Origin of the sequence: Kutzneria sp. 744 (assembly GCF_000568255.1) — a bacterium.
Classification (GTDB): Bacteria; Actinomycetota; Actinomycetes; order Mycobacteriales; family Pseudonocardiaceae; genus Kutzneria.
Map to the genome: position 1 here is coordinate 11,421,451 of NZ_KK037166.1, position 20,967 is coordinate 11,442,417.

General features: G+C 68.0%; 23 protein-coding genes and 1 pseudogene. All 24 read left to right on the forward strand.

Features of this window, described 5'->3' with window-relative positions:
• The first annotated feature begins 303 nt into the window (after positions 1-303).
• The 24 genes and pseudogenes from KUTG_RS65620 to KUTG_RS51730 all read left to right on the forward strand — a co-directional run bounded on the left by KUTG_RS65620 (position 304) and on the right by KUTG_RS51730 (position 20,902).
• Positions 304-432 (forward strand): hypothetical protein, encoded by a 129-nt coding sequence (locus tag KUTG_RS65620; protein ID WP_255360998.1) that lies wholly within the window; start codon positions 304-306, stop codon positions 430-432.
• 335 nt (positions 433-767) lie between these two features.
• A complete protein-coding gene (locus KUTG_RS51615; RefSeq protein ID WP_198047666.1) occupies positions 768-1,631 on the forward strand; it encodes a hypothetical protein in 864 nt (287 codons plus the stop codon).
• 606 nt (positions 1,632-2,237) lie between these two features.
• Positions 2,238-2,642: a hypothetical protein gene (locus KUTG_RS51620; protein WP_198047667.1), complete on the forward strand. Its 405-nt coding sequence runs from the start codon at positions 2,238-2,240 to the stop codon at positions 2,640-2,642.
• Positions 2,643-3,188: 546 nt separating this feature from the next.
• Entirely contained in the window at positions 3,189-3,653 is a 465-nt protein-coding gene (locus tag KUTG_RS51625) for a hypothetical protein (RefSeq protein ID WP_043727500.1), read from the forward strand.
• Between the two features lie 9 nt (positions 3,654-3,662).
• Positions 3,663-3,926: pseudogene (locus KUTG_RS51630) on the forward strand (single-stranded DNA-binding protein); the annotation flags it as partial.
• Between the two features lie 345 nt (positions 3,927-4,271).
• Positions 4,272-4,511, forward strand: a complete 240-nt coding sequence (locus KUTG_RS51635) for a hypothetical protein (RefSeq protein ID WP_043727501.1) — start codon at positions 4,272-4,274, stop codon at positions 4,509-4,511.
• A gap of 86 nt (positions 4,512-4,597) precedes the next feature.
• Positions 4,598-4,981, forward strand: a complete 384-nt coding sequence (locus KUTG_RS51640) for a hypothetical protein (protein WP_043727503.1) — start codon at positions 4,598-4,600, stop codon at positions 4,979-4,981.
• A 120-nt stretch (positions 4,982-5,101) separates the two neighbouring features.
• Entirely contained in the window at positions 5,102-5,455 is a 354-nt protein-coding gene (locus tag KUTG_RS51645) for a hypothetical protein (protein WP_198047668.1), read from the forward strand.
• Positions 5,456-6,063: 608 nt separating this feature from the next.
• Positions 6,064-6,468 carry a hypothetical protein gene (locus KUTG_RS51655; RefSeq protein ID WP_157495421.1) on the forward strand — a complete coding sequence of 135 codons (405 nt, stop codon included), beginning with the start codon at positions 6,064-6,066 and terminating at the stop codon, positions 6,466-6,468.
• 685 nt (positions 6,469-7,153) lie between these two features.
• Positions 7,154-7,648, forward strand: a complete 495-nt coding sequence (locus tag KUTG_RS51660) for a hypothetical protein (RefSeq protein ID WP_043727513.1) — start codon at positions 7,154-7,156, stop codon at positions 7,646-7,648.
• Between the two features lie 430 nt (positions 7,649-8,078).
• Entirely contained in the window at positions 8,079-8,375 is a 297-nt protein-coding gene (locus tag KUTG_RS51665; RefSeq protein WP_043727516.1) for a hypothetical protein, read from the forward strand.
• Between the two features lie 122 nt (positions 8,376-8,497).
• Positions 8,498-9,166, forward strand: coding sequence for a hypothetical protein (locus KUTG_RS51670; protein ID WP_157495422.1), 669 nt, complete (start codon positions 8,498-8,500; stop codon positions 9,164-9,166).
• A 293-nt stretch (positions 9,167-9,459) separates the two neighbouring features.
• Positions 9,460-9,840 (forward strand): hypothetical protein, encoded by a 381-nt coding sequence (locus KUTG_RS51675; protein WP_157495423.1) that lies wholly within the window; start codon positions 9,460-9,462, stop codon positions 9,838-9,840.
• Positions 9,837-10,172: a DUF5983 family protein gene (locus tag KUTG_RS51680; protein ID WP_043727521.1), complete on the forward strand. Its 336-nt coding sequence runs from the start codon at positions 9,837-9,839 to the stop codon at positions 10,170-10,172. Before KUTG_RS51675 ends, KUTG_RS51680 begins: the two co-directional genes overlap by 4 nt.
• A gap of 564 nt (positions 10,173-10,736) precedes the next feature.
• Complete coding sequence (locus KUTG_RS51685; protein WP_043727523.1) at positions 10,737-11,459, forward strand: hypothetical protein; 723 nt, start codon at positions 10,737-10,739, stop codon at positions 11,457-11,459.
• Positions 11,460-12,340: 881 nt separating this feature from the next.
• Positions 12,341-12,733, forward strand: coding sequence for a DNA-processing protein DprA (locus tag KUTG_RS66915; protein ID WP_084580847.1), 393 nt, complete (start codon positions 12,341-12,343; stop codon positions 12,731-12,733).
• 287 nt (positions 12,734-13,020) lie between these two features.
• Positions 13,021-13,908, forward strand: a complete 888-nt coding sequence (locus tag KUTG_RS51690) for a hypothetical protein (protein WP_157495424.1) — start codon at positions 13,021-13,023, stop codon at positions 13,906-13,908.
• Between the two features lie 462 nt (positions 13,909-14,370).
• The gene (locus KUTG_RS51695) at positions 14,371-14,979 is read left to right on the forward strand and encodes a hypothetical protein (protein ID WP_043727528.1); all 609 of its coding nucleotides are present in this window, start codon (positions 14,371-14,373) and stop codon (positions 14,977-14,979) included.
• Positions 14,980-15,354: 375 nt separating this feature from the next.
• On the forward strand, positions 15,355-15,738 hold the full coding sequence (locus KUTG_RS51705) for a hypothetical protein (RefSeq protein ID WP_043727532.1): 384 nt from the start codon (positions 15,355-15,357) through the stop codon (positions 15,736-15,738).
• A 153-nt stretch (positions 15,739-15,891) separates the two neighbouring features.
• Entirely contained in the window at positions 15,892-16,251 is a 360-nt protein-coding gene (locus tag KUTG_RS51710; protein ID WP_043727534.1) for a hypothetical protein, read from the forward strand.
• A 321-nt stretch (positions 16,252-16,572) separates the two neighbouring features.
• Positions 16,573-17,196, forward strand: a complete 624-nt coding sequence (locus KUTG_RS51715) for a hypothetical protein (protein WP_157495425.1) — start codon at positions 16,573-16,575, stop codon at positions 17,194-17,196.
• A 134-nt stretch (positions 17,197-17,330) separates the two neighbouring features.
• Positions 17,331-17,846 carry a hypothetical protein gene (locus tag KUTG_RS51720; RefSeq protein ID WP_043727537.1) on the forward strand — a complete coding sequence of 172 codons (516 nt, stop codon included), beginning with the start codon at positions 17,331-17,333 and terminating at the stop codon, positions 17,844-17,846.
• 895 nt (positions 17,847-18,741) lie between these two features.
• Positions 18,742-20,373, forward strand: coding sequence for a hypothetical protein (locus tag KUTG_RS51725; protein ID WP_157495426.1), 1,632 nt, complete (start codon positions 18,742-18,744; stop codon positions 20,371-20,373).
• An 85-nt stretch (positions 20,374-20,458) separates the two neighbouring features.
• The gene (locus KUTG_RS51730; RefSeq protein WP_043727540.1) at positions 20,459-20,902 is read left to right on the forward strand and encodes a hypothetical protein; all 444 of its coding nucleotides are present in this window, start codon (positions 20,459-20,461) and stop codon (positions 20,900-20,902) included.
• Positions 20,903-20,967 lie beyond the last annotated feature (65 nt).

Below are 20,967 nucleotides of genomic sequence, written 5' to 3' on the forward strand. Positions count from 1 at the left end.
CGGCACCACAGGAACGCAACAACCACAGGGCAGGAACGCCACGGCCACGGCGCGCCCGAGCCGCTGCGCGCCGTCACAGGTGAGCCCACCGCCGACGCCGATGCGTGCAGCGTCTCGGTCATACCGAGGCGCGGGGCGGGCCGCCGACCGCAGTGCCGCACCCGTCGACAACACCACCGATGCCGGACCCCGCGGCGCCGCACCGCCCACGCGGGCCCCCCACACAGCACCACAACGCTGCCCGTGCCCACAGCAGCGCAGGACGCCTGCGCCGTCGTCCCGCCTCCACAAGGGAGTCTCCGCATGGAAGCCTATACCCCGCCCGGACGCAACCAACGCTTCGTCATCGGCCACGACGGCCGCACCGTCTTCTGGCACCTATGGAAGGACCAGATCGTCAGCATCCCGATCAACCCGAGAACGGACTCGTGAACTGGCCCCGCCGGGCCGACGCCACCCTCACCGCCGCCGGGGACCTTCCTGCCACGCCGACACGCCCGGCGTGGACAGACACCGCGGCGTGGGCACGCGCCCGACAGCCCGAGACCACGGCGCCCGGCCCTCTGCGCAACTGGGATCTGCCTGTCCCCACCTTCGAGTCTCCGATCATGGTCACGACCGACCCCGACGAAGTCCTCTGGCTCAGCGACAACACACTGTGCGCCGCGCCCCTGATCGACAACCTCGCCTACTGGAGCCGCGCCCGCGCCATCACCTGGCACGAGCTCGATGACCATGCCGCAACCCACTACCAGGGCACAGACCGCGTGCTGCGCGAGGCCACGACCGGACGCAACCGGGTCGACGAGCGCCTCATCCTGATCTGTGCCGACGTAGCCACCCGCGAGGTCTGGGCGCACTCGCTGTGGCGCGGCTACACCTACCTCCAGTTGCTCGCCGGCCAGTGCACCGCCGAGATCACTCTCACCGCACCCGACCACCGCGAGCCGCGTGCATTCCTCGCCGACGTCGAGAACCAAGCAGCCCTCCAGGGCTACACACTGATCACCACCGCCCAGATGCAGCAGATCATCGACGCCGACTCCAGTGGCGGCGCCATGACCGGCGCACTCACGCTCTGGAACGACACCGACCCCGATAACAGCGACATCGAGACCTGGACACACAGCCACCACGGTCCCACTCGGTGGACGGCGTGGTTCTGGCGAGGCGACCTCGCCGCGATGCGCCACCTGCAGGCCCTCAGCGCCCGAACCGAACAGAACCGGGCGAAGCTGAACGCAGCCAAGGACATGCACCGGGAGCACCTGTCCGCGCTCGCCGCGATACACGTGCGCAGCGTGTACCTCGAGGCAGTCTCCGCGATCGTGGAAATCCGCCGCGAAGATCACGCCTCCACCTGGCTCGACCCACGCATCGTCGCCGTGACGTCATCCCACGACGACACCCTCGCGGTCCGCCACACCGACACGCTCACCCGGCACTGGCAGCAACGCGCCCTGACGCACGCCTCGCGACACCTCAACGAAATCCTCAAGACCAATCGGCCGGTGCCGCTGCAGCGGGACTGGCACATCCTCAACGACGGAGCAATCCAGCGCTGGGTGTGGACCCTGCCCGACCCCACGGACCTCCCCGAGCCGGCACCGGTGCCATCCGTCGATCACTGACCACCGAAATGAACTCCGCGCCACCGGCACCCCGACCGGTCGCCGCGCAGTTCCCGGTCGGACACCGCACAACCCCCGGCGGTGTCCGACCGGCCTTCCCCACACCGGCCGCCGGATGGCGCACCTGCGGCGAACCGACAGCGACGGCAAGCCCCAGCCAGGCAATCACCATGACCCAATCGGCGCCGAGAGCGCGCCTGCCAGCGACGACCAGCCATCAACGGCCGCCGACTCCGCCCGACCAGGCAGCAACGACCGCACCGTGACCACCTCCATGAGGACGACCGACCAGCGACCGCGATCGGCCAGACATCTGCGCCGTCCGCCGTCCGGTCCCGACTTCCCAGGGGGCAGGTGCCTGCCAGCCTCACCGCAGCTGGACTTATCGCCCGGCTGCGAGAGACCACCACACCCGTCCTCCGTCCCCACTGGAGCCGAAGGAGCTCTCAATGCGCGTGCTGACCGTGGGCGGCCTCTACGCTCCCGGCGTCACCAGGTGGCCCGCGAACAACGCCAACCGGATCCTCACCAAAGGACACCATGTCGGCGGCGAAGGGGGAGTCGAGGTCGCCATCTTCCTGTCCCGCCCCGCGTCCGCGTACCGACATGAGTTCCACAATGGCTGGATCCGCTTCGCCCTTGTACCTGGCCGGCGTCGTCGTCGTCCTCGGCATCAAGATCGGCGCGATGCCCTGGTGGGACAGCCCCTGGATGGCCACCCGCCAGATCGCACCGCCGCCCGGACTCAGCACAGTCACCCCCGACCAGCACATGCCCCTGATCATGATCCTCGTCGACGACGACACCGGCGTCATCGCGGGCATGCGCGGACACTCCTGGCCCGGCCCGTTCAACCACGGCGCGCAGCAGGCCATCGCCACCCAACTCGCCGACCCCGACGACGACGCCGGCAGCGCACAAGTCGACACCTGGTACCGCCAGTACCTCACCCCCGAGGCTCTCATCAACAGCCTCGCGACACACCAGGTCGTCGGCGGCTACGGCACCTGACACCGCCAGACCCCACGCCGCCGCCGACAGCGCACCCAACTCCGCCGACAAGCCTCCCGGTGTCCTGAGCGCAAAAAATGTGTTGGCCTTGCCTGAAACAAGATTAAGAAGTTACAGGGCCTGAGCTTAGTAGAGATTTAAGGGCGCAATGCAAAGCATTTTCCAGCGGAGCATAAGGCGGCAGTAGCAAGCGGAGTATATGAAAGGTTTGTGTTCTCGGCTCTGTGGAATTCGCCGGATCGTATCGCTGACCCCTTCGAGCCATTAGAGTAGCCGCTACCTACCTAGGCTGCCTCGCGTTCTTTCCTGACTCACTCGGTTCGTTCGGCAATCCCTGACCCAACTCCGCCGACAAGCCTCCCGGTTCTCACGGCGCGTCCGCCCTCGTCGAGCATCGCCCGACGATGGGAGCAGCACAACAGGGTTAGGCCCGACGAGGCCCCGCAACCCTGTACGCGCATCCAGCCGCGACGGACACCACCATCGCAGGCCTCGACCGCTGCCCGTCCCGCCCGACACCGTCCCCTACCCGGAAGGTGAACCGTCATGGCACACCAGCACGAACCCGAAACCAGCGAGATGGCGCCGGACGTGGACCCAGCGCGCGAACTCACCCAAGATGACCTCGACGCCCTCGGCGTCAACGGCATGCTGCTTCAGTCGATGCTCGGCCGCAACGTGACCTGGGCCGACGTGCCGAACCGGGGCGAGAGCAAGGGACACCGCGTGGCCCCCGTGGACGTCACCGCCATCACCGCGGCAGTACCCGCTCTCCTGCCAGAGGAGCTCACCGGTGTCTCGAACTACGAAATCGGCTACACCCTGTGGATGCAGGCCGCGGCGAGGGCGGGGGAGGGCGCCGCCTGGGAGGTCACCGAGTCCACCTTCGACGTGTCCACAGTGCCCGTCGATGCCGACAACGACGACGACGTCTGCGCCGCAGTCCTCGTGGACGGCACCTGGTACGTGATCGAGCGCCACGCCGACACCGTCCGCGCGCAGCTCGGCTGATCCGTCGACGACGCCGCCGCGCTGTTCATGCGTTGCAACATTTGACGCCAGGCAGTGGAGAGTGTCGCAGAGAGCCTCACGCGGGGAGCGAGGGTCCTGGTCGCTGGTCGCCTGAAGCGGCGGTCGTACGAGACCAAGGAAGGCGAGAAGCGCACGGTTGTCGAGCTCGAGGTCGACGAGGTCGGCCCGTCTCTGCGGTACGCCAACTTCCGCCGCGTGTTCACGAATTCTGAAGGGGCGGAGGAGAACCCAAGCGCGGAGGTTCCATTTTGAGAGGCTTGGACACTTGGGTTCCTCGGCTCCCGGCCGGTGTCGTGCTGCTGGCGCCAGCACGACACCGGCCGGGGTTGCCGTAGTATCCGGAAATTTGAACGGATCTGGTCTGACCAGGGACTTCGCGCTCGGGGCCGCTGCTAGACACCGGCTTCTGCCGCAGCCACCTCGCCGTGTATCCGAACCCCGCCGTCGACGACATCCGTCGCTGCGGCACCGACGTGCCGCTTTCAGCTACGCCCGCTACGGTGGCCAGCCGCTCACCTCGGCCGCAGTCTGCGCCCCCGACGCCTTCGTCTTCGGCATCCCCGCCCGCTAACCCCTCGTCCGCGGAGGTACCTCCCCATGTCCGACACCACACCGACGCACAACGTTCGCACCTGGGCCGACGGATTCGGCCGCTGGCACGCGTCTGTGCCGCTGACCGACTACGCGGTGGCCGACGCGAACAAGGCACGTGCGCTGATCATCGCAGAACTGACCGAGCGTGAGGGGCCGCAGTTCGACCCCTCGGCCGTGCACGTCACGCGTACGTCCGTCACTGGCCACGGGACAGCCGTCTACAGCGAACGTGTCGACGACTGACCACCGCCCGGTGTCGATTCGGTGGCGCGTGGACTCTCCCGCCGCATGCCACGTCCACACCGAACGCCACCACACGGAGGTTCCCCGTGAAGTCCACCCGTGCGTTGTCCATCGTCATGCTGGTCGGACTGGAGTACTACCGACGGCATGCCGACGCCGTGACGCCCGCAGCCGCCGAGCCCCACTCAGCCACGCTGTGCGCGCTGATCCGGCGTGGCTGGGTGGACTCCCACCAGACCGGGTCCGTCGCGCCGCACGACACGCTCACCGACGCTGGCCGCGCCGCGTGGGCCGGGCTCACCAGTCATGGGCTGATCTGCGACTACTGCGACCAGCCAGCGACGATCCGCCCTGTGGACTCCGACGACATCCTGTGCGGGCGCGACGCGTACGACCAGTACGCCGGTGGCCCGGGCGTGCTGCGGGCGCTCACGGCGGCCGACAGCCGAAAGCGTCAGTCGCAGAGCTGACCGCCCCGTCCGGGCCGTCATGGTGCCCGCGCGCACGCCGACCGGGTCGCCACGGTCCCTGGCCGCATCCCCACCACAGGAAGGTCTGGCATGTCCGACACCACCACGTACCGGTGGCACGTGGGTAGCAACCTAGGCGACTACTCGCCCGAGTCCGCGCCCACGTGCTGCGAGTCCGCCGATGCGGCGCGCACCGCGCTACTAGACAAGCTGGCGCGCACCCGCGACGTGCTGCCCGAGTGCAACCACGAAGCCACGGTTCCGGAGTGCCCCGCGCGCACCTGGTACGCGGAGATCGACTCGCTGATCACCAAACTCGCCATCACCGACCCGTCGGAGGGCGGCTACGTCGACGTGTCCGAGGGCTACTCGGTCGACGTCAACACCGGCCGGTCACGGCCGCTTACCCACTGGGTCGGGCGGTTCGACGCCGGAGACCTCGACAACCACGCCGAGTGCAACCCGGAGGACTGACCGCGTCGCCGTGGTGCGGACGGGTCTTGCCCCCGTCCGTGCCACTGTCACCCGACCGGCATCCGCCCACAGGAACGTCACGCCATGTGCCTCGAGTGCCACGGTGCCGCACGGTTCGACCAGCACGACGTCTACGACCGACCCGCCACGACACCGGAGGTTCCGGTGCAGCCCTACACATTCGCCAGCCATGAGGCCATGGCCGTCGTTCTGGGCGCGTTCAACGCGTATACAGACACCACCCGGCTCCGTCCTCGCCACGGCTGAACCGATCCTTCTAGCGGACGCCACGGCCCACAACGATGGCCCCGGGGCAACCCGCCCAGCGTGCCCACTGGGCATCGGTCAGATCCTGCGATCAAGCATGACACGGTCCGACTCGTCAACACCGGTACGATCCCCAAGCACTGGCCCAGCGACCGCCCACAACCCAGCCGTCGCGAACCTCGATATCGCCCACCAGCGGAGAAGGAGGACAGCCCGTGTCCATCGTGCAGTTGACCAACCCCACAACGAAACCCTCCGAGCCGACCGGTGGGACGCGGCGGCCGAGGCGTCGGCTCGTACTCACTGGGGCCGTACTGGCGATCGTCGTGAGCGGAGTGATCATGACTGTGCGGCTGGGATCCCCACCCGCCGGCCCGTCGCCGCTGGACCGCGGTGACGCCCGTGCCGTCGGCGTGGAGGTGCTGCGACGCCAGGCCGTCGGAGACGCGACCATGTGCGCGTTGGCCAGTCCAGAACTGCTGCCGACGCTCCGCCGGGAGGGCCGTTGCACCGTCGGAGCGCCTGGAGAGCCCGCGCCGGCGATCACGGTGCTGTTCTCGAAGGTCTGTGGCGACCGGGCCGGCGTCGAGGCGCAAATCGAGCCTGCCGGACGGGACGGGAAGCCGTTCGCGTTCGTGGGTCTGTCCCAGGGTGCCGACGGCTTGTGGTCGGTGCGCGGCGTCACGATGTTCACCGATCGGGACGGGCTGGGACCATACGAGTGTGCCAGCGGGCCCAGGAACTGAAAGGCCTCGTCACGGTCACAGCGCTCACCCGAGCGGACCACCGCCGAGCTCGACCTGATTGCCGCCGCACCAGTGCACAGCTATCACGGGGGCCACTCTCATCCCAGGGTGATCTCCGTGTCCTCGCCAAGTTCGCCAACCCGCACTTGAGCCTGGCTCCCAAATACCGCTGAAGGCAACATCACACCCGCAACCACCCGCTTGGCGCTGCCCTCACCGTCGCCGCACTCGGCCGAAAAGCCTTGAAGTCGATCCCGGCGAGCCCGGAGGACTTGCGGCAGCTGCGGTTCCACCGCTGGCGGATCGGCTAGCGACGACCCGTGGGACTCGGCCCCGTCGGCTTTATAAGTTGTTCTATGCATGTGAACGGTCTTGTACATTACTGCCGTGGAAGTACCGAGTGTTCTACTGTCTGTCGAGCTAAACCCGGCTTCTGTTCGGGACCTTGAACCTTGGGGTTGTTACAAAATCAAACGTGAGAGGAATGGTTTCCGTATCTTGAGCCGCACGTACTCCTGGCCACATGCTGGACGTTAATACAAGTTGGCAAGCAAAAGCCCGCCGGTTTTCCGTCGGCGGGCTCCGCTCACCCCGACACGCTCGGCACCGGAAGCAGAAACCGCGCCATGCCAACTCGATCCCACGAACGACCGAACGTCAGTTTCCCAGAGAGGATGGTTTCGTCATGGGCCGTCGGCTGCGCGCGGTGTGGACCCACATCAACCGTGTGCTCAAGTCGTTGCAGACAAAGGATCCGAAGATGAACCACGGTATCGAACAACTCCGTGGGTCCTTAGCATTTGGACTTGATCCCGATCTGGCCAACCGGATCTGTGACACCCTCTTCAAAGCAACTGGCGTTCAGTTCGTCTGCGTTTGGGACACCTACACCGACGCTGGTGGCCTTCAGATGAACCCCCAGTTGTTCGGCCTGGACGACGATGGACGGCTCTACTGGCTGTCCGAAGAGTTGTTGCAGTGGCTCCACGGCGAGGAAACCATGACAGACAACGTCATCCTTGCCACACCCGAAGCCTTGCACCTTATGCCCTCAGACGGGTACACCGAGACTTTTGACTACTTCGACGGTCACCACAACTTCGCCGTCTATGCCCCTTCGATGCATGACCCTGATTCGTTGCGGCTCTTGCCAATCGTGACCTTGTCGGATCTCGCATGAACGATACTCAACCCGCTTGGTCGCCCATGACCGTCCTGCGCCGCCAGGACGGTCACGCCGGCACCCTCACCCGGCGCGCGCGTGATCGTGACGGTCGGCTGCGCCAGCGGTCCACCGTCCTGCGGCCGACGCCACAGTGCCGGGCGGTCTCGAGCGCGAGCAGTGCAGTGCCCCAGTCCACGGCCAGGGACTCCCGGGCCCCTACGCCCCGGCCCGACACCTCCGACGCCTCGCGATTGTGATCGGCGCTGCGAGCCTGCCTGACATCGCACACCGCACGCGCGAGGCGCATCGCGAGCTGGAGGCGTTGTCGTGCACGCCGGTCCGGCTGATTTCGTCGACTCCTGCACACCCAGTCCACCGTAGCGCGGACTGGGTACGCAGGCGTCTGGTGATCAACCGACATCCAGAAGCGAGAGCGAGCCCGACCATGGACGTGCAGGAGCCCGAGAACATCAGCCCCGCGGAGATGATCGAACGGCTGACGGCCGGCGCAAACCTGATGATCATGGTGCCGGACCTCAGCGACCCGTGCGGAGGGACATACGTGGCGCGGCCGGTGATGGCCGTATTCCCGGCGGACGTCCCGATGGGCGACGGAAGCGACCAGTGGACGCAAGGCCGCCACCAGATCTACTTCGGCGGAGACCAGTACACGCCGAGCTTGATCACCTATCCGCCCACCCGCTACGCGGTGGTGCCCCCAGACGCGGACGCGTCCACCTAGATCTTCCCCCACCCACACCGAACGCCCCGCACCCGTGGCCTTGAGCCCGGCTGCGGGGCGTTCTTCCCATGCGGCAAAGGAAAGCGAGCGTGCCCACCATGCGTAGGACCACACGGAAGACCATGACTCACGCGCAGCGGCGGAAGGTGCGGGCCGCCACCGACCGTGCACGTCAGCGGTGGGGGCAGATCGCGACGGCCGTGGCCAGGGGAGAGCGTTGGTGGCACTTCACGCACGAGCAGGACCTGAGCGACGCCGAGCGGGACGACATCCAAGCAGCGTTGAAGGATCTCCTGCGCAACCAGTGGTCCAACGAAGTCGACCACAACGGACGCGAGCTGGAAGCCGCCTACCACGCGGGATTCATCCTGTCGTGCGCATGGTTGATCTTCTCCGGCACGGAAGCCTACGAGCTGCACGAGGTGTTCAACCGCCACCGGATCGCGCTGCACCCGGACTGGTGGATCACCGACGGGTGGGGCGAGTGGCACAGCAAGTACGGAGTCCGGTGCGACGGGTGCAACACCTCCACCTACGCCGACGCCGAGAGCATCGACGCCGACCCAGCGGACGTAGCATGGCCGCGCACGTGCTGCGGATGCCGGTCGGAGTTGCCGCAGCGGCACGACACCAGCGTGTGCGGAGCGGACACGTCGTGGTGGGCGGAGTGCTCGTGCGGGTGGAGCGCCGACAGCCCAGCGAAGGCGGCGCGCTACGCGAAAGCGTTGGCGACCAGGCACCGCAACATCGAGAGCCAGAAGACGGCGCGCGCGACGCAGTCGGCGGCCTGACACGCCACGCCCACCAAGTACCAGTCACGGCAAGAAAAACCGGGCCCGCCGCACTCCGCGACGGCGAGCGGACCGCCCGTGGAGAAGGTCCGCTCGATCACTGACCACAGCCCCACGTATCCGATGTAGGCAGACCCAGGGCCACTACGCGTGCGGATCCGATCGGGGTGCATGCGCGGCGACGACCAGTTTCCTGCCCAAGGCCGATGTCGCTGCTCCCACGCGCCTATCACCGCCAGCCGAGCGACGGCTCCGCGAGTGCGCCCCACGACTCCGAAGGAAACCACTCCGCCATGACCGCCCCCGCCTCCGACGACGACCGTGTCTACGACCCGACCGGAATGTGCGGCCCCGACACCATCGCCGCACGACGCGAACTGGTCGGCAAACTCATCGCACTGCCGCAGATACAGACCGCCACGATCACCTGCGACAGCGCGCCGCTGCAGATCGAGGGCGCGCTGTCGGACGGCCGCCGCTTCTACTTCCGCGGCCGATCCGGAAAGGCAACTCTGAGCATCGCGGAGTCCGGGCAGTCCCCGCACGACTCGGCCGCCGCCACCGCCCGCACCGAGTGCGCGCCAGGGGAGTGCACCGAGCGCGCCGCCGAGGCCGTCGCCCTGGTCCGCATCCTGCTCGCCGAGCACGACCGGGGAGAAGGCAGCCCGCGGTGACCACCACGACCACCCCGACCGCGGACGGAGTGCCCGGGGCCGGCGATCTCGTCTTCCTCAGGGTTCTTGACCTGTCCACGATGCACCTGAGCCCGCAGATCCGCGCGGACCTTGACAGCTATCCCGGGCTGTCGGCACAGCGAACCCCGCACGATTTCGGCTGGTGGGTGTACGCCCCGCAGTGCGAGGTGATCGACGAGATGGCCGCGAAAGGCGACTGGCCACCGGAACTCGTAGCGATCATCAAACTGGCCCGCCGCCACGGCTGCCGCTACATCCTGTTCGACTGCGATGCCGAAGTCACCGAACAGCTACTGCTGTATGAGGATTGATCGGCCTCGCACCGGACGACAGCGGTCCGGTCGTCGACGTCACGGCCTGCCACCCTGATGTCACCGCCGACCCGAAACAGCATCGTCCGCGCCCAGCGGACCCTCACACCACCTGGATGAGTTCGGCGATGCGTTCCCCTCCCGCTCGCCGAGCTTGCGGCCGGGCACCTCGCACCCCGATAGAGGTGCCCGGCCGCCTTCGGTCGATCTCGCCACCGGCGCACGTGCTCGCCAGCCAGCGGCAGAACTGAGAGTCCCACCGCGGAGCACTGGCGCCCACCGCGGACCCGACGTGGGCAACCCTCATCGCAGTCAGGCGTTCGCACCGTGTCCGGTCGCCCGCACCACCCGGTGATGCACTGAGTGGATCTCAGCGGCACGACGCCAGCCATCGCACGACGAGCACCTACCGACCGCTGTGCGTCGAGCACCCGACGCGACGGAGCCGGCGGTATCGGCGCGCATGGTGACGAACAGCTGCTCTCGGTCCGCCTCGAACACCACACTGCGCCCGGTCACCCACACACCGCGACGCGAACCCCATCAGCGAAGGACTGCCCGACCATGCGACACATACGGGTCCTGCACAACCTCGACAGCAATGGCTGCCGAAGTTCCCGGCTCGCCGACCGCTTCATTGACAGCTGTTCCTACACCAGCGTTCTCGACACGATCGAGGACATCCTACGCAGAACTGTCGATCTGCTCGGCAGCTCGCCACCCAGCGAACTGCTCGAACACGAGGCCGTCGCGGTCACTCACTACCGAGCTGCAATTTGCCGCGACATTGGGCCCGGGGACCACATCGAGGTCGATGGCACTCAATGGACAATGACCACCGAGGGCTTCCAACGCCTCTCCCAGCCCCAGCGCGGCTGGAGCAGAGCCGACGTCACAGTCCTGACCTCCCAGACCTTCACCGTCGCGGCCACACCCACGGAGTCCTGGCATGTGACCGTCGGTGACAAGGCGACGACATCTCATTTCCGAGTCTTCGCCGGTCTCCCGACACGAACGGCATGGACCTGGTCGATCAGCTGCGACGAGGCCGGAGCCGTGTCATGGGGCGACACGAGGCGCCTGCTGGGGGCGACCAGACGATGGGACCTCTCAGCCGCGCTAGACGCACTTCTCGATGTCATCGCCCACCCTCACCGCGAATCCGATGACATCAGTCAGCAGGATCGAGAGTGGTACGCCTACGCCTGCATGGTGACATCCGGAATCGTGCCACTGTGGACACCGCAGGGCGAACCCAGCGTCGCCGAGGCCGGAACCCGCCACTGACACCCCAGCGTCCGGGATGATCAAGCCGCACTTCCGCCGCACTCGTGACCGACAGCCATCGACGCAGCCAGTGCCCGCGGCGCACCCCGACCGGCCCCACGGCGGCCCCTGCACCACAAGGGGCGCACCACCGCCAGCCCCGGCCATAACCCGTCCCGCCGAATACAACCGCGCACATGTCGGCCGGTCCGTCTGCGGTCCACACCGGACCTTCCGGAACCGCAGAACATCAACACACGCAACATATTGGCACAACGCAGGAGGACCGAAGCGCCGCCCGCAGGCGGCTAGCGATCGACCCGGCCACACGACGCGTGTCACCGTCGACCCGCCATAGGCCGCAACCATCCAACAGCCCAACCGCGTCAGCGGCCGCGTGCAGCCGCTCCAGAACCACCTGAAAAAGCCGCTCGGTGTGTCCCCGCTGCACCCGGACCGGCTTCCGGCTGGACGCCGCCCCCGCAGCGGCGTCCAGCCGGCCCTTCTGCGCAGGCCGGCGCGTGGATCCGCTGTGCGCCAAAGGCCTGACATTCACTCGTACGCATCCCTGCATCGTCGGACACTGCACCTCATGACCAGGCGCAAGGCATGACCAGGTTCCTCGGCTACCCCGTCATCCACGTCGATGACCTTCAGGCCGGCTGTGTGCTGATCTCGGAGAACTGGACCGGTGGAGGATCACGGCCCGCACCCTGGCCACCGAGTTCAACAACGCCGTTCTGACGTTGAACCCGATCGACGACCCCGTCACCATCGCAGACAGTCTCACCCACCGCGCCGCCACGAGATCCGTGTTCCCGCGTCCGAGCTGGTAATCGACCCAGACATCGACATCACCTGGCGCTACATCGACAGCGACGACGACCGTGCAACGATGACCCCTGCGCAGTGGTGGACTCGACCGTCCCTATCCCACCGGAAGCGAGTCGTTGCTGAGGAACCTCGTGGACAGCGGAGGCCTGGTGGTCAGCGAGTACCCGCTCGGCGCACAGCCCGCCCGAGTGCGGTCCATCGCCAGCCGCCGACTGACCGCAGCCCTGTCCGACGCGACGGTGATCGTCGAGGCTGGAAAACGCAGCGGAGCTCACGCGAACGCCGCCGCGGCGCAGGCCCTCGGACGCCCTCTATATGCCGTACCTGGCCCTGTCACATCGCCGCGGTCGTGGGGCACCAACGAGCTCATCCGCCAGGGCGTCGCCACCGCAATCGCCGCGGCGGACCAAGTGGTCTCCCAGTCAGGCGAGCGCGCCCCTCTCGCGACGCCCCGGCCATAGCGGCTCAGCCACAACCACACTGGGGCTATCCGCGTTCGGCCTCGAACACGCACCCGGCAGCGGACCACGCCGCTGCACACGCCCCCCGCCCCAACACCGCGCCACGCCCACAGCGACGAGCGGACCGTCCAGCACAACACCACGCGAGAACCGCATCCGACCCGGCACAGAAGCCGGGCACAGCCCCACCCGTCAGGGTTTGGGCCAACACTCCTTGTGCGACAACGAACAGCACCACAGCAGCGCGCCGCACCGTGCGCAGGCGCCACCACGTAGGAAGGCAACCGATGGACCGCGCCCGTGACGCCGAACCAGCGATGTACCTCGATCTCAACGCTGAACTGGTGACAAGGCTGCACCAGGCGAGTCCCACAGCCGAACACCGCGGAATCATGCTGACCCCGCACGGCTGGGCTGTGCTAGAAAGCGACAACTTCGACGCCCGACTCCTCTACCCCCAGGCGCTCGACGCCCAGGACCTCGCCGACATGCTGGGCGACACCGAACTCACCGACGACGCCGCCGCCGACATCGCCCGTCACCTTCGCACCTCCGACACGCGAGTCCTCGATGAACTCCACCACTGGGCGGACACGCCGTCGGAGACTGCCGTTGTGGTCACCGAACCCGACCGAGACAATGCAGAGTGGCCCGCATCCCATTGCTGGAGATCGACGTTTCGGTGCTGGTGGTTCGACCACGCCACCGCGCGTCAGCTCCTCACATCCACCCCAGACAGCACACGAGGAGCTGGTGGCATCACGGCCACCCGCGACCTCTGGGTGACGGCTAGCGGACGATTTGTGTCACGTCGACAGTCCACCTGGGTCACCCCGCACACGGCGTGGGTGGAAGTAGAGCCAGAAACGGCCGCGGCCCGACTCTATGACGCAGACCCGGGCCATGTCCTCAAGCTCGACCACCCGCCACTGCTGATGCGCGCGGTGCTCCAGGCTCGCGCCTTGGTCGACACAGTCCAAGGGGATGATCCCGATGCCGCCACGGACGAGATCAACAACCTTACGATCGCATTCATGATCGCCCAGATCCTCCGGCCCCGCCAGCTCGCCGAACTCGGCCAAGTGCGGTCGCCACAGGCCCGCGCGCTTAGGGAGCTGGTCGGATCGGCATACGGGCCGTTCATGCCCAACGAACAGCCCGCAGGCCCCCGGTAGCACCACCCGTTCCAGGAACACGCGCACCGGATCATCTCGCCCGAGCGCACATTCAGACCAAGACCACCCGCGCCACCGGTTGACCGGCTCGCGCGCGTCGGCCACCGCGCACACGTACTGGTGGTGTGCGGCGACCTCTTGCTGCTGGGCGCCCCGCTGGGCGTTACTCGGCGCAGTCGGTGGTTGCGCGCAACCTGGCGGCGTCTCTGCCCGAGCCAAGCTTGCGCTCCTCTCGCAGACCTGGCGCCAGCAGTCCTGGCCACCTGGCGTTTGAGGCCCATGCCGGATAGCCGCAGCGGCGATGCCAAGGGCGCAAAACCGTGCCCAGACGGCGAGGCGAGCGAGGCCGTGGCCGCGCGAGCCGGCCGACGCACGGCGGATCCGACTGGCAATCAGCGTGGGCTGGGACGTCCCGCTTCGCCCACCGCAGAACCACACACCAGACAAGGGGAGCGACAACCCATGGACGTGAACAAGATCAAGCCCGCCCGGGCGATGCTGGCCGGCGCGTTCGCCGAGCTGGACTGCAAGGTCGCGATGGTGCGCACGTTGGGCTATCCGATGCCCGAGGGCAACACGCGGCGCACCAACGCTGAGCTGGACCTGCTGTCGCTGGCCTCGGACGTGGTCGACGCCGAGCGGAAGGTGGCCCTCGTCCAGGACGGCCTCGGGGTCTCGGTGTTCACCGGCGGCCAGGCGATCGCCACCGACGCCGACTACTGGCAGGCAGAGATCGCCCGGCACCGGCAGGCGCTGGCCGAGGCCGTCGCCGGCGCGGTCGCCGACCTGGACCGCACGGTCGCGATGGTGCGGGAGCTGGGCTATCCGATGCCCGAGGACACCGCGCGGCGCACCGGCGCCGAGGTGGACCTGCTGTCGCTGGCGTCGACCGTGGTCGACGCCGAGCGGAAGCTGGCCCTGGTGGAGGACGGCGACGAGGTCCTGGCGTACACCGGCGGCCAGATGACCCCCACCGACGCCGACTACTGGACGGCCGAGATCACCTGCCGCCAGCAGAAACTGGCCGAGGCCGTCACCGGCGCGGCCCGGCGGCGGGGCGGAGGCCGGTGAGCCACAACGACGCGGTGGCCCCGTACGGCCGGTTGCGGCCCGATTTGGTGTCCCGGTGACACGGCGGGCCGGCCCGCCGCGCGGCTGAGCGATCCGCCGGCTCACCGCCGCCGAGCGCGCCGCGCACACGCGGTGCGTGGGTGCGGTGCGGAGTCCACGGGCAGGCATTCGCCGAGACCAACATCACGCACCCCGACATCGACCAGGCCCCAGGCACCACGCCCTGGGGCCTGTGTCGTGCCTGCACCCACGCCCCGCGCGGCATCCGGCTACGAGGCGGATTCACGACCTGGTGGCTCCCACTGAGGCGCTCAGGGCCCTCGACCCATGGCCGTCCTCATCGCTTCCAAACCGTCCAGTTCATGGAGGAATCACGTGTCCACGAACGAGTCCCTGCTCACCGACGACATGCCCACCTTCGCTCCGCCCGCCCGAGCAGCCACCCACACCACCATCAACCCGACCTTCGAGCTGCCGAACGTGGACGGCACCCCCATGACGGTGCGCGAGGAACTCGTCCAGTGCCACGGCCAGCCCGGCACCTTCCGCGCCGCGCAGCCGATCGCCCCCGGCAGCCGCGTGATCGAGGTACCCGGCCGGATGTGGCCGGCAGTGCGCCCCGAGAGGTGCTGTGACGAGTCCGGCCGCGGGATCTGGTTCGACGCCGCGGGGAAGGAGATTCCTGCTCGCCGAGGCCCGCAGCATCCTGCGCCTGGCCGAAGACATGACGAGCTGAGCACCACGACAGAACGCCCATGACCAACCTGGCCTGCGCTACCCCGAGCGCGGCCAGGTTCCCCGGCCGGGCACCGCCCCATCCCCCCACGGCGGTGCCCAGCCTTCCCCGCTTCACCCGCGACGTGGCGTGGCCACCGACCAGCGACCCCACCACCACCGCCCGGAGGCCACGCCATGCCACCAGCCCTCGCCGACCCGGCCCAGGCGATCGACGGGCCCCATGCCCGGCCCGTCCGTGACAACACGGCCGATCACAACCCCAGCACGCCGGTTCTGCACCTCGTCGTGCGCGTCTGCGCGCAAAACCACACCTACCGCGTCTCCTTCCAGGGACCGCACGCCGAGAACCACGCGCTGGCGTTCATCGCTCGTAAGAGCCACGCCTGCGCCTTCCACGAGGTCGAGGACGAGCCGTACGACCCCAGCGCCTTCCCTCGCGTGTTCGACGTGCTCAACCCGAGCTGCGAGCACAACCTGTCCCTGAGCAACTGCTTCGGACCAGGCCACTACCCGCCGGACAGCTACTTCGCCTAGCGCGGCATATGCCCCGAACCGGCCAGCGACGCGCCGGCGAACAAGACCGCCCGGCCGACGCTTCCCCCTCGAGCGCGGCCGGGCCCCGGGGCCGGGCACCGCTTCATCCCCCAGAACGGTGCGCGGCCCCACCGCATGGCCGCTGTCGGTGAGCCGGACCCGCCACACCCAGACCTCCACCGCCCGAGCAACCGCTCACCCGCGCGTTCCCGACGCCAACCCAGGAACGGACACCGTGCCATGGCCCTTCACGACTGGACCTTCTTCACCACACACAACAATCGCCCGATCGCCGTACGGACACACCGCACCGTGACCGCCGTGGCAACGTTCTCGTCCACCCTCATCAATGTGGACCTTCACCTGGTCCACGCCGGCACCGGCGAGCCCATCACGTCCGTGTCCAACGTGATCCACAGCGACCTTGGAATCTTCGCAGACTTCGCCGACCTCCACGTGGAGATCGCGGCGGCCGAACGTCGGTGGTGCCCCGAGACCGCAGACGCCCCCGGCGACCACCAGCACGACGGGCAGCCCGACAGCGCCCCCGTCAGCATCATGTACCCCGGGTGCCTGACCGGCACCGCCGCCCAGCGCGCGGCCGACACCACCTACGAGCGCCGGCTGGACCGCGCACTCCAGGGCGGCCGCGTGTGGACGTTCAGCGTGCCCGAATACGGCACCGCGATCATCACCCTCGGCGAGTCCATCAACGGCTACTCCACCCCGGGCCGGCACCCCGTGCGGCGCACCGCCTATCGAATGGACTTCACCTTCAATGGGGACACCTTCGACGGGCACGACTTCGAGGTGCCGGCCGAGTACGACCCGCGCGGCTGCGACTCCGCCCTGGCGCTGATGCACGCCATCGGCCGACAGTTCGGATCGGGACGGCTGATCACCTATGCCGCGGAGCAGTTTCCGGTGTGGCTCACCCGAAGCTGACCGGACGCCGGCACTGCGCGCAGGCCCCACAGGTGCGCTCGCGCGTGTCGCATCCGCCGCCCCGGCCCGTACTCGGCGCGAGCCGGCCGCCAGCCCCCGCTACCAACAACCGACCGCGAACAGGGGACACCACGTTGGACAACCAGCCCGCCCGCCCGACCTCGACTATCGCCGACGCCTTGGACACCATCGCGGACGACCTGGAGGCCAAGGCCATGGGCAAGCCGAAGCCGTGGCCGCTCGCTGTGGTCGAGACAGTCGAGCTGCTCCGCGACAACGCCGACCAGGCCCGCCGGCACCCCGACACGCCGATCAGCGTGATCAACCGGCTCGACGGGCTGCGCGCAATGCTGACCAGCGCGCGCCTGGGCATGATCGAGGAGGACGAGCGCCGTGCGATCGCGGAACTGGGCGACGAGCTTGACGGCCTCACTGCCGGCGACAACTACCACGTCGTGCTGCTCAGCGCCGGCCCGCGGCGCCATCACATCGTGGTCCGGGCCGAGGATCAGTTCGTCGCCGTACAGCGCGCCATGGCCCTCGACCGCCGATATTTCGTGAGCGCCCAGGCTCCCGACGTCGCGATCCTCGACCTGGCCTCGGTCGAACACGAGGCCACCTTCTACCGCAAGGCGATGAGCGAGGACTAACCACCGCATCCCCGGCCGGTGTACACCCACGGCGGTTTATCACGCTTGATAAACCGCCCCAACCCGCCGGGTGACCAGCCGGTTTGTGCCGCGTCCAGAACGACGAAGGTCGTGCCTCTTCAGACGAGGCACGACCTTCGGTGTGTTCCCGCGGAAGCCCCCGGAACGGGGGCTAACCGCCCCCCTTCCGGGGGACGGCCTGCGAAGACCGCAGGAACAACGTGGCACGGGACTCGCACGGGCGTCGGTAGAGCCCTTGGCAGTCCGGTGCGCCCGTCAAGGATAGCCGGCCTTCCGCTAGGCGGCGCCGCGCGCCGTTACTGACCTCCGGTGAAGAGTGTCAGGTCAGGCCGGCCGCCGTCGCTGGTCACGACCCCGACCAGCGATGGCGGCTTCCCGCTCCGCCGTCTGTTTCATGCCGCGAGTCACGCGGTGTGCCCCAAGTAGGGGATTCGCGGCCCGCCTCCTGTGACGCTCCGCGCCGGCGGTGCCAGGGGCTCGCGGCGCGGACCCGGGTGGTACCAGGGGGCCCCGGCCCCCTGGACCCCCGGGCCCCGGGGCACGGCCCGCGCCAGGACTTCGTAGCAGTGTGAGTTCCGTCGGCGCGGACCGCGCCCCGGGATTTGCGGCGGAGTATCCTAAACAGTCTGGCGACTAATCGTGCGGCTAATTGGATCTCTCGCGTTTTGCGTGAGAACAAATAGCCTGGACGAAAAGGGTGGACCGTTGAATTCAAGTCTCTTCCGTAACTTTATCGTTATCACAATTCGGACTGTTTGGCGGGGATTCTTGATAGGATCAACGTGTAAGAAAAACCGGGAACGCGAAGCCCGGTGATTCGCGCCAAGTCGGTAATGGGGTCAACATGCGTACTGCTCTCGCTCTGCTTATGGACATGGACGCGCAAATCGCTAAAGGCGACCACGACGCGCTTCAAGCGGCCAAGACGACGGCCGCAGACTGGATCGACACTTTCGACGTCGACAGCCCCGAGTATCAGGTTCTGATCGAATGTCTCGCTACCCTTGGCGACCTGGACAGGACCACCGCCCGCGCCGCACTGTCCGCCCGCTACGGGGACAACGACCCGGAATCCGTCATCATTGACGGCATTTTCAATTTCATGACGCAGGTGTCCGACCGACCCGAAACCAAGTTCATCGTTCCGGGAGACCTCACGCCGGGTGAAGCGGAAACGGACGACCGCGAGAACGACCAACTGAACACCGTTGACGCCGACCTCAACCCCAAGGTGCGCGACAGCGATCACGGTTACCGGCCCGGATACGCCGAGAATGCGCCCCAGAAACGCGTCACCTCGTTTGGGCTTCACCGGACCGAGCGCACCAGCAAGGCCGACCGGTGGACCACCCCGCTCGGTCTGCGCGACTGGTCACGCAAGATTCACGAGGTCGGCAAGGAAGTAGTCCCCGCCCTGGTCAGGACCCGCAAGGAGCTTGCCGAACGCGTGCCAAATTGGCTGTGCGTTGTGAGCTACTGCGCGTACAGGCTCGGTGTGGACGACGACGCGAAGATGACCGAGGGCGACTCGTCCGAGTACCTCGGTTACTCGTTCGCCGACGAGAAGCGCGACAACAAGAAAGTCCCGCTGAAGGCGCTTCCGTGCGTCGCCTGCGACCTTCCGCGCTCCCGCACGAGCACCGTCACCGCCAGCCGTGACAACGGACTGTGCCCCGAGTGCGCCAAGGCCAACCGCGCCGGATTCCCCCGCATCATCGGCGACCGACAGGACAAGGTCGTGAAGCGGTGCGAGTGGCTCGCTACCCGCTACCCGGGCACGCTACTGGACAAGCTGACCGGGTTTGCGGCGCAGTCCGGCAAGATTGACCGCAGCATCATCCGGAAGTGGGCGGACAGCCACGTTGCCCACGAGATCCGCGAAGACGAAGCCGCTCAGGCTGCCGTCAATGACGACCGCCGCGCCGCCGACGCCGCGAAGGCCCTTACACTCGCCGACGAGTTCCCCAACGCGATAGTGCCAATTTTCCGCGTGTGGTGGAACACCGAACCCGGCCGCCGCGCCGTTGTCGTGCGCGCCCTGACCGCTCTGCGCGACGCCGGACGCATCGAGAGCACTATCGGCAAATCCACCCTCACCCCCGCCACTGTTCGCACCACCGCCACCCCCGACGCTGCCACGCTGGCCGACGAGCGCGCCCGCCTGGCCCGCCGATTCCCGACCATGGCGGAGCGCATCCTGAACGCCTGGGCCGACGAGGTCACCGCCACCCAGCCCACGACCAGCGCATTTACCGCCGTCATCGCTCAGGTTGTGACGTTCGCCCGGACCTACCCCCGCGCCGCCCACACCGTGATCACGGCATGGCTCCGACCGGAGGCCACCCTTACCGAGCGCGCCGCCGTCCACCGCGCCCGCCAGCAGCTGATCAAGTCCGGCGAATTCGTCACGGTTGACGGCGAGCTCACCGCCAACCCGGACCGCTGGACCCGCGACGAGTCCGGCCAACTCACCCTCACGCCCGCCGAGGAACTCTCCGCCGCGTAGCCCCGCCCGGCAGGGACCGGCGACCGCCACGGCCGCCGGTCCCCCCTCAGCCCCGAGACCGCACTACGCGCCAGGAGACCCCGCCATGCAGGACACCAGCACCCAGCCCCGTTACCGCGTGTGGAGCGCAGACGACTACTACCAGGCCGCCGGAATAAGCGCCGGATTTCTGGCTATGGACCTGCATTTTCTCGCTGAAGACGCCGCACAGGGCACGGCGATTGATCTCACCGACGCCGCCGAACGTGCGGACTGGATCGCTGAGCAACTGTCGAGCCACCCTGTTCACGCCGCACAGGCAGCGGCACTAGCCGCCGCCGTCCGAAAGGCTGTGAACGCTCCCGCTGACTACGTCGACGAACTAGTGACACTGGCTGACGATCTTTGCGACCAGTTCGACGACGACCACGAGGCCCGCGACCACGCCGCCGGCAGCGACGACCCCGACGAGCACGACGACGACGAGTGCCACGACATCCACCTTGCTGCCGACGGCGAGCACCGCACCTGTGACGGCCGCCTGATCTAGCGGTCAGCACCCAGCCCCCAGCCCAGGGCCCCGGCAAGCAGTCGGGGGCCCTGGGCCATGCCGCC